The organism is Streptococcus oralis subsp. dentisani, from assembly GCF_007475365.1.
Classification (GTDB): domain Bacteria; phylum Bacillota; class Bacilli; order Lactobacillales; family Streptococcaceae; genus Streptococcus; species Streptococcus mitis_AX.
Window position 1 is genome coordinate 248,966 of record NZ_CP034442.1, and the last position, 15,275, is coordinate 264,240.

The 15,275-nt window shown below is 41.2% G+C and carries 12 protein-coding genes and 1 other annotated feature; of the genes, 11 read left to right on the forward strand and 1 reads right to left on the reverse strand.

Annotation, left to right across the window (positions count from 1 at the left end; translation table 11 throughout):
• The first annotated feature begins 16 nt into the window (after positions 1–16).
• Positions 17–2,542: an MBL fold metallo-hydrolase gene (locus EJF26_RS01335; RefSeq protein WP_000182501.1), complete on the forward strand. Its 2,526-nt coding sequence runs from the start codon at positions 17–19 to the stop codon at positions 2,540–2,542.
• A 49-nt stretch (positions 2,543–2,591) separates the two neighbouring features.
• Here the strand turns inward: EJF26_RS01335 and EJF26_RS01340 are convergent, their stop codons facing one another.
• Positions 2,592–4,070 carry an oligosaccharide flippase family protein gene (locus EJF26_RS01340; protein ID WP_000789700.1) on the reverse strand — a complete coding sequence of 493 codons (1,479 nt, stop codon included), beginning with the start codon at positions 4,068–4,070 and terminating at the stop codon, positions 2,592–2,594.
• Between the two features lie 122 nt (positions 4,071–4,192).
• Between EJF26_RS01340 and mecA the strand changes: the two genes are divergently transcribed.
• The 10 genes from mecA (at position 4,193) to EJF26_RS01395 (ending at position 15,260) form a co-directional block, all read left to right on the forward strand.
• Positions 4,193–4,933 carry an adaptor protein MecA gene (gene mecA / locus EJF26_RS01345; protein WP_000782708.1) on the forward strand — a complete coding sequence of 247 codons (741 nt, stop codon included), beginning with the start codon at positions 4,193–4,195 and terminating at the stop codon, positions 4,931–4,933.
• Positions 4,934–5,053: 120 nt separating this feature from the next.
• Positions 5,054–6,340, forward strand: a complete 1,287-nt coding sequence (locus EJF26_RS01350; RefSeq protein WP_000216358.1) for a homoserine dehydrogenase — start codon at positions 5,054–5,056, stop codon at positions 6,338–6,340.
• A 1-nt stretch (position 6,341) separates the two neighbouring features.
• On the forward strand, positions 6,342–7,211 hold the full coding sequence (thrB, locus tag EJF26_RS01355) for a homoserine kinase (protein WP_000692413.1): 870 nt from the start codon (positions 6,342–6,344) through the stop codon (positions 7,209–7,211).
• Positions 7,212–7,309: 98 nt separating this feature from the next.
• Complete coding sequence (gene msrB / locus EJF26_RS01360; protein WP_000818212.1) at positions 7,310–8,248, forward strand: peptide-methionine (R)-S-oxide reductase MsrB; 939 nt, start codon at positions 7,310–7,312, stop codon at positions 8,246–8,248.
• A 60-nt stretch (positions 8,249–8,308) separates the two neighbouring features.
• Positions 8,309–10,033 carry an ABC transporter ATP-binding protein gene (locus EJF26_RS01365; protein WP_000681676.1) on the forward strand — a complete coding sequence of 575 codons (1,725 nt, stop codon included), beginning with the start codon at positions 8,309–8,311 and terminating at the stop codon, positions 10,031–10,033.
• A 1-nt stretch (position 10,034) separates the two neighbouring features.
• Entirely contained in the window at positions 10,035–11,783 is a 1,749-nt protein-coding gene (locus tag EJF26_RS01370) for an ABC transporter ATP-binding protein (RefSeq protein WP_001254285.1), read from the forward strand.
• A gap of 100 nt (positions 11,784–11,883) precedes the next feature.
• The gene (locus tag EJF26_RS01375) at positions 11,884–13,143 is read left to right on the forward strand and encodes a TRZ/ATZ family protein (RefSeq protein WP_000870424.1); all 1,260 of its coding nucleotides are present in this window, start codon (positions 11,884–11,886) and stop codon (positions 13,141–13,143) included.
• A 63-nt stretch (positions 13,144–13,206) separates the two neighbouring features.
• Positions 13,207–13,342, forward strand: a sequence feature (ribosomal protein L10 leader region).
• A 38-nt stretch (positions 13,343–13,380) separates the two neighbouring features.
• Positions 13,381–13,881 carry a 50S ribosomal protein L10 gene (rplJ, locus tag EJF26_RS01385; protein ID WP_001287274.1) on the forward strand — a complete coding sequence of 167 codons (501 nt, stop codon included), beginning with the start codon at positions 13,381–13,383 and terminating at the stop codon, positions 13,879–13,881.
• 74 nt (positions 13,882–13,955) lie between these two features.
• Positions 13,956–14,321, forward strand: a complete 366-nt coding sequence (gene rplL / locus EJF26_RS01390) for a 50S ribosomal protein L7/L12 (RefSeq protein ID WP_001196968.1) — start codon at positions 13,956–13,958, stop codon at positions 14,319–14,321.
• Between the two features lie 372 nt (positions 14,322–14,693).
• The gene (locus EJF26_RS01395) at positions 14,694–15,260 is read left to right on the forward strand and encodes a hypothetical protein (RefSeq protein WP_000443018.1); all 567 of its coding nucleotides are present in this window, start codon (positions 14,694–14,696) and stop codon (positions 15,258–15,260) included.
• Positions 15,261–15,275: the final 15 nt, after the last annotated feature.

Here is a 15,275-nt window from a genome sequence, read left to right on the forward strand (position 1 = left end):
GAAAGGAGTGTTCAAGATGACGAATAAAAAATTAGTTAAATCAGTCAGTTATGGTTTATTTGCTCTCCTTTTTGTGTTGATTGCTTTATCACAACAAGTTAATGCAGACACCATTACTGCTGGTTCAGGCAATCGTATCCATTTCATAAATACTAAAGCAAAATCTGGGAGTGATGCTATCCTTCTGGAAAGCAATGGTCATTATGCCTTGATTGATATGGGGGAAGATTATGACTTTCCTGATGGGAGTGATCCACGCTATCCAAGTCGTTGGGGAATTTCCATGAGAAATTATCAAGTCTTGGAAGACCGTTTGATTCGCCATCTTGATCAGATTGGTGTTAAAAAATTAGATTTTATTATAGGAACTCATGTCCATAGTGACCATATTGGTGGAGCGGACGAAATACTCAATCGATATCAAGTCGGTAAGTTTTATTTGAAAAAATATTCAGATGATCGGATCACAGCAAACTGGGGACTCTGGGATAATCTTTTTAATTACGATAATGCTTTGAGAGCCGCACAAAAACGAGGGGTTACTCTTATTCAGAATATTACAGACGAGGATAGTCACTTTAAATTAGGTGATATGGATATCCAACTCTATAATTATAAAAATGAATATGATGCTGATGGTAACCTGAAAAAAGTTCGAGATGATAACTCAAACTCAATCGTTTCAGTGGTGACTGTGGCAGGAAAGAGAATCTACCTTGGTGGAGATTTGGATAATGCCGAAGGAGCGGAAGATAAGTTAGGTCCAGTTATCGGCAAGGTTGATATGATGAAATGGAATCATCATTATGATGCGACAATTTCAAATACGATTAATTTTCTTGAAAACCTATCTCCAAAGATGATTATTCAGACAACTGGTGGTGATATTAATGTTGCTTCAACCAGAGAATATCTCCAAAAGAAAAATATTCAAGTTCTCAGAGCTTCTAGTCAAACTCAAGACGCTACCGTTTTCGATATTAGTGATAGCGGATTTGCTAATGTTTCTAATCTCTTCCCGGACATCCCTGTAGTTGACGAAAAATGGTATCAAGAAAGTGGCTACTGGAAATATCGTTTAAGTGATGGGGAAATGGCTATCGGTTGGAGAGAGATTGACGGAGCTACTTACTTTTTTAATGGAAAAGGACAGATGCAGGCAGGTCGCTGGCTTCACCTTAATGATGATTGGGGAGAAAATGCTAAGGGGAATGATTACTATCTCAACTCAAATGGTAAAATGCAAACAGGCGGTTGGTTCAAGCTGGATGGTCATTGGTATTATATCCAATCAAATGGTGCTAGACGATTTAGTGAGCTTTCTGAAATTGGAGGGAAGAAATATCTCTTTGCAGCAGATGGAAAGATGTTAACAGGACATCAAGTCTTTAATGGCAAGAAGATGTTCTTTGCAGACAGTGGAGCTTTACAAATTGGTGATAATGTATCAAGTTGGAAAAAGATTGATTCGAACTGGTACTACTATGATGAGAATGGTAATGTAGTCGTTGGTCTAAGGGAGATTAATGGGGAAACCTATTATTTTGATAAAGATGGTATCATGCAGACCGGTTGGAATCGTATTAAGGGATACTGGCGTTACTTTGCTACTTCGGGAGCTATGAAAACTGGTTGGGTCAAGGATCAGGATACTTGGTATTATCTGGACAAAGATGGTATCATGCTCACTGGAAAACAAGATATAAATGGTACTCGTTACTACTTGAACGCTAGTGGTGCCATGCAAACAGGCTGGAAATGGCTAGAGAACAATTGGTATTACTATGCGAACTCAGGAGCTATGAAAACAGGCTGGATTAAGGATAATGAGAAATGGTATTATCTAAATCAAGATGGTATTATGCAGACTGGAAAACAAGAAATCAATGGTACGCGTTACTATTTGAATACCAGCGGTGCCATGCAAACAGGCTGGCAGTGGCTTGATAAACACTGGCATTACTACGCTGACTCAGGAGCTGTGAAAACTGGTTGGTTGAAGGATCAAGGAACATGGTATTATCTTGAAGATCAGGAAGGTATCATGCTGGTCGGTTTCCAACAAGTAGATGGTAAGCAGTATTACTTTAGTGCATCAGGAGCTATGCAAACAGGCTGGAAATGGTTTGATAATCATTATCGTTATTTTGAAGCAAATGGAGCTATGAAAACAGGTTGGATAAAGGATAAAGGAATCTGGTATTATCTCAATCCTGAAGATGGCATCATGTTGGTTGGCCTTCATAAAGTAAATGGTGATCATTATTACTTTGATGACTCAGGAGCTATGCAGACCGGTTGGAAACGAATTGACGGTAATTGGTACTATTTCCAAACAGATGGTTCCTTGTTGAAAAATGCCACCACACCGGATGGTTATAAGGTAAACGAGGAAGGCATTTGGAGACAGGCTGTTGCTGCTGTCAATGGCGAAGCAGATCAGTCAGAGAAGAAGCAAGAAGCTAGTTCCTCTATTGCTGAACAGCCGAAACAAGATTCAAATCTAGAAGCCAACGCTTCGGAAAAGAAAGAAAAAGAATAAATAAGAAACACCCTACTGATAAACGAGCGTTTATCAGTAGGGTGTTCTTTTAGTTTCTTTTGATCTTAGCTAATACTAGGTTCAGTGCATAGTGAAGTGTTTTATCCTTAGCGAGAAAGAGTGTTAAGAGATAGTAGATTCCACAAGTAGCTATGGTAGAAAGAACCATGAGGATCATGTTGAGGTTCACTGTATAGGAACTGATTTGGAAAATCATCTTGAAAATATAGAAGATCGGGATAAATCCAAGGGATATGAGACCATAACGTGTTAAGGTCATAAAGATTTCTTTTAAATTAATTAGTTGATGTTTCTTAATAAAATGAATTTCTAAGAGAACAACGATGGTTTCCGCAATAATGGTCGTAGCAATATAATACTCAGGGGCAAAAATATTATTGATATACAAGATACAGTTGAAGAGGAGATTTGCTCCACCACCAGCAAAGTAGAAAGCAGTCAAGCGGTTCTCGTGGTCATTGATAAAGATAATTTGCTTTCCAAGAATCAATTCAATAGCCCAGATAATGGTTCGAAAGGCGAAGACGCTAGTCACGATACCTGCTTCAAGATACTTTTCAGAAGAGTAGATAACCGTTGCGTATTTGCCCAAAATCATAATCCCAAAACTAGTTGGAATCATGAGAAAATAGAATAAGGATGCTGCTTGATTTACAAGATAATTATAAGAGTTGTAATCCTTTTTCCCGAGGTAGTAGCCGAGACGTGGAATGCTGACACTGATAGCTCCACTTAAGACACCAGCAATCAGCATGACGATGCTATAGGCAATTGTATAATAAGAAATGTAGTTTTCATCTGGTCCCTTGGTGATAAACATTCTATCTAGCAAGGTATAAAGCATATTGGCATTTGCCAAGAGAAGCATAGTAAAGAGTGGTTTAGAAGCCTTAGCTAACTCAATGAAACCAATTTTAACAAAGGAAACTTCTCTCTTAATCCAAAGAAAACTAAGGAGGTAGTTGAGGATAGTGGTCGCAGTCATGACGATAGCATAAGGAACGATATCATCAGCCGTTTTGACAAAGGCAAAGATAGCGACCAGCATAGTAATTCGAATAATCAATGTCTTGTAAAGGATAAAGGCATAGTTTTCATAAGCCTCGTTCATCCATTCGATATTGAGGAATTGGAAGAGAGCCTGGGCCCCTAGGATGTAGTAGAGGACTTTCATGTTCTCAATGCTGGTGTCAAAGAAGATGAAGAGGAAGTAGATACCAGTCGTCAGGAGAGAGGTGAAAACCGAGATATAAAACAACTTAGAAAAAACGTAGTTGATTTTATTCTTGTCATCCTTGACCTTACTGATAGCTCGAATCCCGTAGTTGTAAATACCAAAGGCAGCTAGTGGAATAACAAAGCTAGCCCAGGTATTGGCGGTATTGAAATAACCGTAGTTGGATTTGCTGAGGATTCGCGTCAGATAAGGGTTGGTTATCAGAGGAAAAACGATATTGAGAATATTGACCAGCAAGCTAGCCAATGCATTAACTTTTATATTTTTCATTGAACTTTCTTTCTTAAATCTAAAATCATCTCTAGTATTATATCACATTCCGGCTTTATTCTTTTGATAAAATCGTAAAAATCTAGTATAATAGATAGACTGAAAGTATGAGGTTGTTAGATATGAAGATGAAACAAATTAGTGATACGACACTGAAAATCACGATGACTTTAGATGATTTGATGGATCGGGGAATGGAGATTGCAGATTTTCTCGTTCCTCAGGAAAAAACAGAAGAGTTTTTCTATGCTATTTTAGATGAATTAGAAATGCCAGACAATTTCTTGGATAGTGGCATGCTGAGTTTCCGTGTGACGCCAAAACCAGATAAGGTGGATGTCTTTGTGACCAAGTCTAAGATTGATCAAAATCTGGATTTTGAAGATTTGGCTGACCTACCTGACATGGAAGAATTAGCCCAAATGTCGCCGGATGAATTTCTCAAAACCTTGGAGAAGAGCATTGCAGACAAGACTAAGGATGATATTGAGGCCATCCAATCCCTAGAACAGGTCGAGGCTAAGGAAGAGGAGCAAGAGCAAGCGAACAAGGAGACTGAGAGTAAGAAGGAACCTTATATCTACTATATCTTGCGTTTTGCAAGTCTTGCTGACTTAGTTGCTTTTGCAAAGACTGTTAACTACCAGATGGAAACATCTGAACTCTACAAGATGAATGGACACTACTATTTGACAATCTTGGTCGATGTGGAAAATCATCCTAGTCCATACCCAGCCTGGCTCTTGGCCCGTATGCGTGAATTTGCAGATGATAGTGACATCAGTCGCTCAGTCTTGCAAGAGTATGGTCGCATCTTGATCAATCATGACGCGGTGCTCGGTCTTCAAAAAATTAACAATTAAGAAAGGCGAATCATGGGATTCGTTTTTTCTTTTCTAGACTGAAATAGTGATTTACTATAATAGGAATTTTCACAAAATTCTGTTATAATGGCTATATCAGAAAATTTCGAGGAGACAAACATGACAGTTAAAATTGCTTTACTTGGATTTGGTACCGTTGCAAGTGGTGTGCCATTCCTCCTAAAGGAAAATGGGGAAAAAATCGTTCAGTCAGCTCATTCTGAGATTGAAGTAGCCAAGGTATTGGTTAAGGATGAAGATGAGAAGAACCGCTTGCTTGCAGCAGGGAATGACTTTAAATTTGTGACCAATGTAGATGATATTTTATCAGATCAAGACATTACTATCGTAGTGGAATTGATGGGGCGTATCGAACCAGCTAAAACCTTTATCACTCGTGCCTTGGAAGCTGGGAAACACGTTGTTACTGCAAACAAGGACCTTTTGGCTGTCCATGGTGCAGAATTGCTAGAAATCGCTAAAGAGCATAATGTAGCACTTTACTACGAAGCAGCAGTAGCCGGTGGTATTCCGATTCTTCGTACCTTGGCAAATTCATTAGCTTCTGATAAAATCACGCGCGTTCTTGGTGTCGTTAACGGAACTTCTAACTTCATGATGACCAAAATGGTCGAAGAAGGCTGGTCTTACGATGATGCTCTTGCAGAAGCGCAAAGACTTGGTTTTGCAGAAAGTGATCCGACAAATGACGTTGATGGGATTGATGCAGCCTACAAGATGGTGATTTTGAGCCAATTTGCCTTTGGTATGAAGGTTGCCTTTGACGATGTAGCCCACAAGGGAATCCGCAAAATCACACCAGAAGACGTAGCTGTAGCCCAAGACCTTGGCTATGTAGTGAAATTGGTTGGTTCTATCGAGGAAACTCCTTCAGGTATTGCTGCAGAAGTGACTCCAACCTTCCTTCCTAAAGCACATCCACTTGCCAGTGTGAATGGGGTAATGAACGCAGTCTTTGTGGAGTCTATCGGCATCGGTGAATCTATGTACTACGGACCAGGTGCGGGTCAAAAACCAACTGCGACAAGTGTTGTAGCGGACATTGTCCGTATCGTTCGTCGCTTGAATGATGGTACCATTGGCAAAGACTTCAACGAATATAGCCGTGACTTGGTTTTGGCAAATCCTGAAGATGTCAAAGCAAACTACTATTTCTCAATCTTGGCACCAGATTCAAAAGGTCAGGTCTTGAAATTGGCTGAGATTTTCAACGCTCAAGATATTTCCTTCAAGCAAATTCTCCAAGATGGCAAAGAGGGTGACAAGGCGCGTGTAGTGATTATCACTCATAAGATTAATAAAGCACAACTTGAGAATGTATCAGCTGAGTTGGCCAAAGCTTCAGAATTTGACCTCTTGAATACCTTCAAGGTGTTAGGAGAATAGGATGAAGATTATTGTACCTGCAACCAGTGCCAATATCGGGCCAGGTTTTGATTCGGTCGGTGTAGCTGTAACCAAGTATCTTCAAATTGAGGTCTGTGAAGAACGGGATGAGTGGTTGATTGAACACCAGATTGGTAAATGGATTCCACATGACGAGCGTAATCTCTTGCTCAAGATTGCCTTGCAAATTGCGCCTGACTTGCAACCAAGGCGTTTAAAAATGACCAGTGATGTTCCCTTGGCGCGTGGTTTGGGTTCTTCCAGTTCTGTTATTGTAGCTGGGATTGAACTAGCCAACCAACTAGGAAAGCTCAACTTATCTAACCACGATAAATTGCAGCTGGCGACCAAGATAGAAGGACATCCTGACAATGTGGCTCCAGCAATTTACGGTAATCTCGTTATTGCAAGTTCTGTTGAAGGAAATGTTTCAGCGATTGTGGCTGACTTCCCAGAGTGTGATTTTCTAGCTTATATTCCCAACTATGAATTACGTACTCGAGACAGTCGTGGTGTCCTTCCTAAGAAATTGTCCTACAAGGAAGCTGTTGCGGCTAGTTCTATCGCCAATGTGGCAGTTGCAGCCTTGTTGGCAGGAGACATGGTGACAGCTGGACAAGCAATTGAGGGAGACCTCTTCCACGAGCGCTACCGTCAGGATCTGGTGAGAGAATTTGCGATGATTAAGCAAGTAGCTAAAGAGAATGGTGCCTATGCAACCTATCTCTCTGGAGCAGGGCCGACAGTTATGGTCTTGGCTTCTCATGACAAGATGCCGGCGGTTAAGGCAGAATTGCAAAAGCAGTCTTTCAAAGGCAAACTGCATGATTTGAAAGTTGATACCCAAGGTGTCCGCGTCGAAGCAAAATAAAGAATAAAAGATAGGATGGGGAAACTCTTGATTAGAGGGCTTCCTGTCCTTTTTTTGAAAAGAAGTCTAGTTAAAAACTTGATAAAGGAGAAATAAAGATGGCAGAAATTTATCTAGCAGGTGGTTGTTTTTGGAGCCTAGAGGAGTATTTTTCACGAATTTCAGGCGTATTAGCAACCAGTGTCGGCTACGCTAATGGGCAAGTCGAAACGACCAATTACCAGTTGCTCAAGGAAACAGACCATGCAGAGACTGTTCAAGTGATTTATGATGAGAAAGCTGTGTCACTCAGAGAGATTTTGCTTTATTATTTCCGTGTTATTGATCCCTTGTCTATTAACCAGCAGGGGAATGACCGTGGTCGCCAATATCGAACAGGAATCTATTATCAGGATGAAGCAGACTTGCCAGCTATCTACACAGTGGTGCAGGAGCAGGAGCGCATGCTGGGTCGAAAGATTGCAGTAGAAGTAGAGAAACTTCGCCACTACATTCTGGCAGAAGATTACCACCAAGACTATCTCAAGAAAAATCCTTCGGGTTACTGTCATATCGATGTAACTGATGCTGAAAAGCCATTGATTGACGCCTCTAACTATGAAAAGCCTAGTCAAGAGGTGTTAAAGGAAAGTTTAACTGAAGAGTCTTATCGTGTTACGCAAGAAGCTGCTACAGAGGCGCCATTTACCAATGCCTATGACCAAACCTTTGAAGAAGGGATTTATGTAGACATCACGACGGGTGAACCACTCTTTTTTGCAAAGGATAAGTTTGCTTCAGGTTGTGGTTGGCCAAGTTTTAGTCGTCCGATTTCCAAGGAGTTGATTCACTATTACAAGGACTTGAGTCATGGAATGGAGCGAATCGAGGTTCGTTCTCGGTCAGGAAATGCTCACTTGGGTCATGTTTTCACAGATGGACCGCAGGAGTTGGGTGGCCTCCGTTACTGTATCAATTCTGCTTCCTTACGCTTTGTAGCCAAGGATGAGATGGAAAAAGCAGGATATGGATATCTATTGCCTTACTTAAACAAATAAAATTGAGAGGGTGGGAGCTTCCCACTTTCTTCATTTCCAGAATAAGAATAGAAGGGATTTATGAAACACTTACTATCTTACTTCAAACCCTATATAAAAGAATCAATTTTGGCTCCCTTGTTCAAGCTGCTAGAAGCTGTTTTTGAACTCTTGGTTCCCCTGGTGATTGCTGGGATTGTTGACCAATCCTTGCCTCAGAGAGATCAAGGGCATCTATGGATGCAGATTGGTCTGCTCCTTATCTTTGCAGTGATTGGTGTTTTAGTGGCTTTGATAGCCCAGTTTTACTCAGCTAAGGCTGCGGTGGGTTTTGCCAAAGAACTGACAGACGACCTTTATCGTCATATTCTTTCCTTGCCTAAGGACAGCAGAGATCGTCTGACAACATCTAGCCTGGTGACACGCTTGACTTCGGACACTTACCAGATTCAGACTGGGATCAATCAATTCCTGCGTCTCTTTTTGCGAGCGCCTATTATCGTTTTTGGGGCTATCTTTATGGCCTATCGCATCTCGGCTGAGCTGACTTTCTGGTTTTTGGTTATGGTTGTCATTTTGACGATTGTCATTGTCGGTCTCTCTCGACTGGTCAATCCTCTCTACAGTAGTCTGAGAAAGAAAACGGACCAGCTGGTTCAGGAAACGCGCCAGCAATTACAAGGCATGCGAGTTATTCGTGCTTTTGGTCAGGAAAAACGAGAGTTACAGATTTTTCAAGCTCTTAACCAAGTTTATGCTAGATTGCAAGAAAAGACGGGTTTCTGGTCTAGTTTGTTAACACCTCTGACCTATCTGATTGTTAATGGAACTCTTCTTGTCATCATCTGGCAGGGCTATATTTCAATTCAAGGAGGTTTACTCAGTCAAGGTGCCCTCATTGCCCTCATCAACTATCTTTTGCAAATCTTGGTGGAATTGGTTAAGCTCGCCATGCTGATCAATTCTCTCAACCAGTCCTACATCTCAGCCAAGCGAATCGAGGAAGTCTTTGCTGAGACTCCAGAAGATATCCATTCGGAGTTAGAACAAAAACAAGCTACCAGTAATCAGGTTTTACAAGTCCAAGAATTAACCTTTACCTATCCTGATGCGGCCCAGCCTTCTCTGAGAAACATTTCCTTTGATATGAAGCAAGGGCAAATCCTTGGTATCATCGGGGGAACGGGTTCTGGTAAGTCAAGCTTGGTGCAAGTCTTACTTGGACTTTATCCAGCAGACCAGGGGAGCATTGACCTTTATCGAAATGGACGTAGTCCTCGTAATCTTGAGCAGTGGCGGTCTTGGACTTCCTACGTGCCCCAAAAGGTCGAACTCTTTAAGGGAACCATTCGTTCCAACTTGACTCTGGGTTTCAATCAAGAAGTATCTGACCAGGAACTCTGGCAGGCCTTGGAGATTGCGCAAGCAAAGGATTTTGTCAGTGAAAAGGAAGGACTCTTAGACGCCCTAGTTGAGGCAGGAGGACGAAATTTCTCAGGTGGACAAAAACAAAGGTTGTCTATCGCCCGAGCAGTCCTACGCCAAGCTCCGTTTCTCATCCTAGATGATGCAACCTCGGCCCTCGACACCATTACCGAGTCCAAGCTCTTGAGAGCTATCCGAGAAAATCTGCCAAATACAAGTTTAATCTTGATCTCTCAACGAACCTCGACTTTACAGATGGCTGACCAGATTCTCCTCTTGGAAAAAGGTGAGTTACTAGCTGTTGGCAAGCACGATGGCTTGATGAAGACTAGCCAAGTCTATCGCGAAATCAATGCATCCCAACATGGAAAGGAGGACTAACATGAGACGACAAACCGCGAACCAGACTCTCAAACGTTTGGCTAAAGATCTTGCAAGTCATCCTTTCCTCCTTTTCCTAGCCTTTCTAGGAACTATTTCCCAAGTTGGCTTATCAATCTATCTACCTATTCTGATCGGGCAGGTCATTGACCAGGTCCTGGTGGCTGGTTCTTCACCAGTTTTTTGGCAGATTTTTCTCCAGATGATCTTGGTGGTAATAGGAAATACTCTGGTACAATGGGCCAATCCTCTCCTCTATAATCGCCTAATCTTCTCTTATACCAAAGACTTGCGAGAGCGAATCATCCATAAGCTCCATCGTTTACCGATTGCTTTTGTAGATAGGCAGGGCAGTGGGGAGATGGTTAGTCGTGTGACCACGGACATAGAACAGTTGGCAGCTGGCTTGACCATGATTTTTAACCAATTTTTCATTGGTGTCTTGATGATTTTGGTTAGTATTCTAGCAATGCTCCAAATTCACCTCCTCATGACCCTATTGGTTTTGCTGTTGACGCCACTATCCATGGTGATTTCACGCTTTATTGCCAAACGCTCTTATCATCTCTTCCAGAAGCAAACAGAAACCAGGGGAATTCAGACTCAGTTGATTGAAGAATCGCTTAGCCAACAGACCATTATCCAGTCCTTTAATGCTCAAGGAGAGTTTATCCAAAGATTGCATGAGGCAAATGACAACTACGCAGGTTATTCTCAGTCAGCCATCTTTTATTCATCAACGGTCAATCCTTCGACTCGCTTTGTAAATGCACTCATTTACGCGCTTTTAGCTGGAGTGGGAGCTTATCGTATCATGATGGGGTCCACCTTGACCATTGGGCGTTTAGTGACCTTTTTGAACTATGTCCAGCAGTACACCAAGCCCTTTAACGATATTTCTTCAGTTCTAGCTGAGTTGCAAAGTGCTCTCGCTTGCGCAGAGCGTGTCTATGCTGTCTTAGAAAGTCCTGAGGTTGTTGAAACAGGTAAGGAAGTCTTGACCAGTGACCAAGTGAAGGGAGCCATTTCCTTTAAGCATGTTTCTTTTGGATACAATCCTGAAAGGATCTTGATTAAGGATTTGTCTATCGATATCCCAGCTGGTAGCAAGGTAGCCATCGTTGGTCCGACAGGTGCTGGTAAGTCAACTCTTATCAATCTCCTCATGCGTTTTCATCCTATTAACTCGGGAGATATCTTGCTAGACGGTCACTCGATTTATGACTATACCCGAGCATCATTGAGGCAGCAGTTTGGCATGGTGCTCCAAGAAACCTGGCTCAAGCAAGGAACCATTCATGACAATATTGCCTTTGGAAATCCTGAAGCCAGTCGGGAGCAGGTGACTGCTGCTGCCAAAGCAGCCAACGCAGACTTTTTTATCCAACAGTTGCCACAGGGCTATGATACCAAGTTGGAAAATGCAGGAGAATCTCTATCTGTCGGTCAAGCCCAGCTCTTGACCATCGCCCGAGTTTTTCTGGCTATACCAAAGATTCTTATCTTAGACGAGGCGACTTCCTCCATTGATACACGGACGGAAGTGCTAGTTCAGGATGCCTTTGCTAAACTCATGAAGGGGCGCACAAGCTTTATCATTGCTCACCGTTTGTCAACTATTCAGGATGCGGATTTGATTCTAGTTTTGGTGGATGGTGATATTGTTGAGTATGGCAATCATCAGGACCTCATGGCTAGAAAGGGCAAGTATTACCAAATGCAAAAAGCAGCTGCTTTTAGCTCTGAATAATCCTTTCTATTTTAAAATCTTATGAACGAAAAAAGTTGCCTTCGGGTGACTTTTTTGTTACAATAGCTAGAAAAAATCAGGGTCTTAGAAGGAGAAAATAATGAAAGTCTATCAGCATGTAAATATTGTGACTTGTGACCAAGATTTCCATGTCTATCTGGATGGTATCTTGGCTGTTAAGGATTCTCAAATCATCTATGTCGGCCAAGAGAAGCCAGAGATTTTAGAGCAAGCTGAGCAGATTATAGACTATCAGGGAGCCTGGATCATGCCTGGTTTGGTTAATTGCCATACCCATTCTGCTATGACAGGTTTGCGAGGAATTCAGGATGACAGCAACCTCCATGAATGGCTCAATGACTATATCTGGCCAGCAGAAGCAGGATTTACTCCCGATATGACTACCAAGGCAGTCAAAGAAGCTCTGACAGAAATGCTCCAGTCAGGAACAACAACCTTCAACGATATGTATAATCCCAATGGTGTGGATATTGAGAGAATTTATCAGGCAGTTGAGGCTTCCAAGATGCGTTGTTATTTCTCACCGACCCTCTTTTCTTCAGAAGCAGAATCAACTGCTGAGACTATAAGCAGAACACGAGCCATCATCGAGACAATCATAGGATATAAAAATCCAAATTTCAAGGTTATGGTAGCGCCACATTCTCCATATAGCTGTAGTAAAGATTTGCTGGAAGCGAGCTTAGATATGGCAAAAGAACTGGACATTCCCATCCATATCCATGTAGCGGAGACCAAGGAAGAGTCAGGAATTATCCTCAAACGCTATGGCAAACGTCCCCTCGCCTTTCTAGAAGAACTAGGTTACTTAGATCATCTATCTGTCTTTGCTCACGGGGTCGAACTAAACGAGCGGGAAATTGAACGTTTAGCAACTTCTCATGTGGCTATCGCCCATAATCCCATTAGTAATCTCAAATTGGCCTCAGGGATTGCTCCAATCATCCAACTCCAAAAAGCAGGAGTAGCAGTCGGAATTGCGACTGACTCGGTTGCTTCTAATAACAATCTTGATATGTTTGAGGAAGGACGGACAGCCGCTCTCCTACAGAAGATGAAGAGTGGAGATGCCAGCCAGTTTCCAATCGAAACAGCCCTCAAAGCTCTGACGATAGAAGGTGCTAAGGTTCTTGGAATGGAAAAACAGATAGGAAGTCTGGAAGTTGGCAAGCAAGCAGATTTTCTGGTCATTCAACCACAAGGAAAAATCCATCTTCAACCTCAGAAAAATATGCTCTCTCATCTGGTTTATGCTGTCAAATCCAGTGATGTTGATGATGTTTATATCGCTGGAGAACAGGTGGTCAAGCAAGGCAAAGTTTTGACAGTAGAGATTTAAAAAAAATTTCAAAAAAAGTTTGCAAAAATCTTGCATTCTTTTTTTGTCTATGCTATACTTATATACGGTTTGAAAAAACTGCCTAAGACAGTAGGGGAGCTCGACTCATAAAGATCCTACCGAGGACAAAACGTATCATGTAAAAAGAAGCGTATTGTACTTTCGTGTCTAGGTTTGGGCGCGTTTTTCTTTTGGAAAAATTCCCCAAGCAAAATAATTACGGAGGTGAACACACTAATGAGTGAAGCAATTATTGCTAAAAAAGCGGAACTAGTTGACGTAGTAGCTGAAAAAATGAAAGCTGCTGCATCTATCGTCGTTGTTGACGCTCGTGGTTTGACAGTTGAGCAAGATACAGTTCTTCGTCGTGAGCTTCGTGGAAGCGAAGTTGAGTATAAAGTCATTAAAAACTCAATCTTGCGTCGTGCAGCTGAAAAAGCTGGTCTTGAAGATCTTGCATCAGTATTTGTTGGACCATCTGCTGTAGCATTTTCTAACGAAGATGTTATCGCACCAGCGAAAATCTTGAACGATTTTGCTAAAAACGCTGAAGCACTTGAAATCAAAGGTGGTGCAATCGAAGGCGCTGTCGCATCTAAAGAAGAAATCGTTGCTCTTGCAACTCTTCCAAACCGCGAAGGACTTCTTTCTATGCTCCTTTCTGTACTTCAAGCGCCAGTGCGCAACGTTGCTCTTGCAGTCAAAGCGGTTGCAGACAACAAAGAAGACGCAGCTTAATCCTAAGCTACGCAGCGTAGCCTAGCTACGAAAAAACTATTATAAAATTAAAAACTTATTTGGAGGAAATAACAATGGCATTGAACATTGAAAACATTATTGCTGAAATTAAAGAAGCTTCAATCCTTGAATTGAACGACCTTGTAAAAGCTATCGAAGAAGAATTTGGTGTAACTGCGGCTGCTCCTGTAGCTGTAGCTGCTGCTGGTGGCGCTGAAGAAGCTGCTAAAGATTCATTTGACGTTGAATTGACAGCTGCAGGCGACAAGAAAGTCGGCGTTATCAAAGTTGTACGTGAAATCACAGGTCTTGGTCTTAAAGAAGCTAAAGAACTTGTTGATGGTGCACCAGGTGTCATCAAAGAAGGCGTTGCAGCAGCAGAAGCTGAAGAAATCAAAGCTAAATTGGAAGAAGCTGGAGCTTCAGTTACTCTTAAATAATAGAGCAACTACATTAGTAGCTTAAAAACATGATTAAACCGCTATTCTTAGGATTAGCGGTTTTTCTTTATAATTGAAAAGAGAAAATTTATAAAGTGTCTCCAGTTGTTCCATAAGATTTTCATCATAAAGTTCTGGAGTTTGATTAGAGAATCATGTCAATCAAACTCCAGCGCTCGATAAAGCGAAGATGTATTTGTGGAAGGAGATTATGTTTGCTAAGGTATTTTTTGCAGAAATAGTGGTACAATATCCTTAGAATAGTTCAAAATTTATATTTGCTAGGGGAAAGGGAGATTGAACTCCCTGATGCATCCGTCTTAGTATGGGATTAATGTTCTATAAAAAGGAAATGTTATAAAGGTGATATTGATGGAAAGATATGAATTTACAGCGACAACAGCAAAATCAGATATAATAATTGGTATCCTTTTTCCCATGTTCCTCATGCTTCCTGTATTGGGAATACAGTTGGCTATATTCTATTTAAAACTGAATGATTTTTTTAAATCACAACCTCTTTTTCTTTATACGATAGTATTAGTGTTTTTTGGTATTAGTTTTCTTTTAATTAAAAAAATACAAGGTAGTCTAGTGAAGAATTTTGTCGTAGAATTATCTGGAAGAAATATTAGGATTTGGTGTGATGGAAAGGAGATTGTATCAGGAGAAGTTATTTTCTGTAGGATAAAAAATAAGGAGCCTAAACTGGGGGCGAGAGCCTTAAATGTAGACATAGACACCAAGGGCGATAACATTAAATTTCGAGTTCGGTCTAAGGAATATGAAAATTTATCATCTTCTACTTGGAATCCTCTCGGGACAAGCAAACCCTCCGATGTAGAAACGTTATTATCTTTGGGCAAAAAAATAAAAAATGCTATGGAAGAAGAAGTTTTGATAGAAGATGAAGCTTCAAAAAAACCTCGATCGTTTTGATTGAGGTTTTTAGCA

What these genes read in the sequence shown, in the direction of transcription:
- rplL (WP_001196968.1), top strand. Translation starts at nt 13,956, where the DNA reads ATGGCATTGAACATTGAAAACATTATTGCTGAAATTAAAGAAGCTTCA.
- EJF26_RS01395 (WP_000443018.1), top strand. Translation starts at nt 14,694, where the DNA reads ATGGAAAGATATGAATTTACAGCGACAACAGCAAAATCAGATATAATA.
- msrB (WP_000818212.1), top strand. Translation starts at nt 7,310, where the DNA reads ATGGCAGAAATTTATCTAGCAGGTGGTTGTTTTTGGAGCCTAGAGGAG.
- EJF26_RS01370 (WP_001254285.1), top strand. Translation starts at nt 10,035, where the DNA reads ATGAGACGACAAACCGCGAACCAGACTCTCAAACGTTTGGCTAAAGAT.
- EJF26_RS01365 (WP_000681676.1), top strand. Translation starts at nt 8,309, where the DNA reads ATGAAACACTTACTATCTTACTTCAAACCCTATATAAAAGAATCAATT.
- EJF26_RS01335 (WP_000182501.1), top strand. Translation starts at nt 17, where the DNA reads ATGACGAATAAAAAATTAGTTAAATCAGTCAGTTATGGTTTATTTGCT.
- EJF26_RS01350 (WP_000216358.1), top strand. Translation starts at nt 5,054, where the DNA reads ATGACAGTTAAAATTGCTTTACTTGGATTTGGTACCGTTGCAAGTGGT.
- thrB (WP_000692413.1), top strand. Translation starts at nt 6,342, where the DNA reads ATGAAGATTATTGTACCTGCAACCAGTGCCAATATCGGGCCAGGTTTT.
- mecA (WP_000782708.1), top strand. Translation starts at nt 4,193, where the DNA reads ATGAAGATGAAACAAATTAGTGATACGACACTGAAAATCACGATGACT.
- rplJ (WP_001287274.1), top strand. Translation starts at nt 13,381, where the DNA reads ATGAGTGAAGCAATTATTGCTAAAAAAGCGGAACTAGTTGACGTAGTA.
- EJF26_RS01375 (WP_000870424.1), top strand. Translation starts at nt 11,884, where the DNA reads ATGAAAGTCTATCAGCATGTAAATATTGTGACTTGTGACCAAGATTTC.
- EJF26_RS01340 (WP_000789700.1), bottom strand. Translation starts at nt 4,070, where the DNA reads ATGAAAAATATAAAAGTTAATGCATTGGCTAGCTTGCTGGTCAATATT.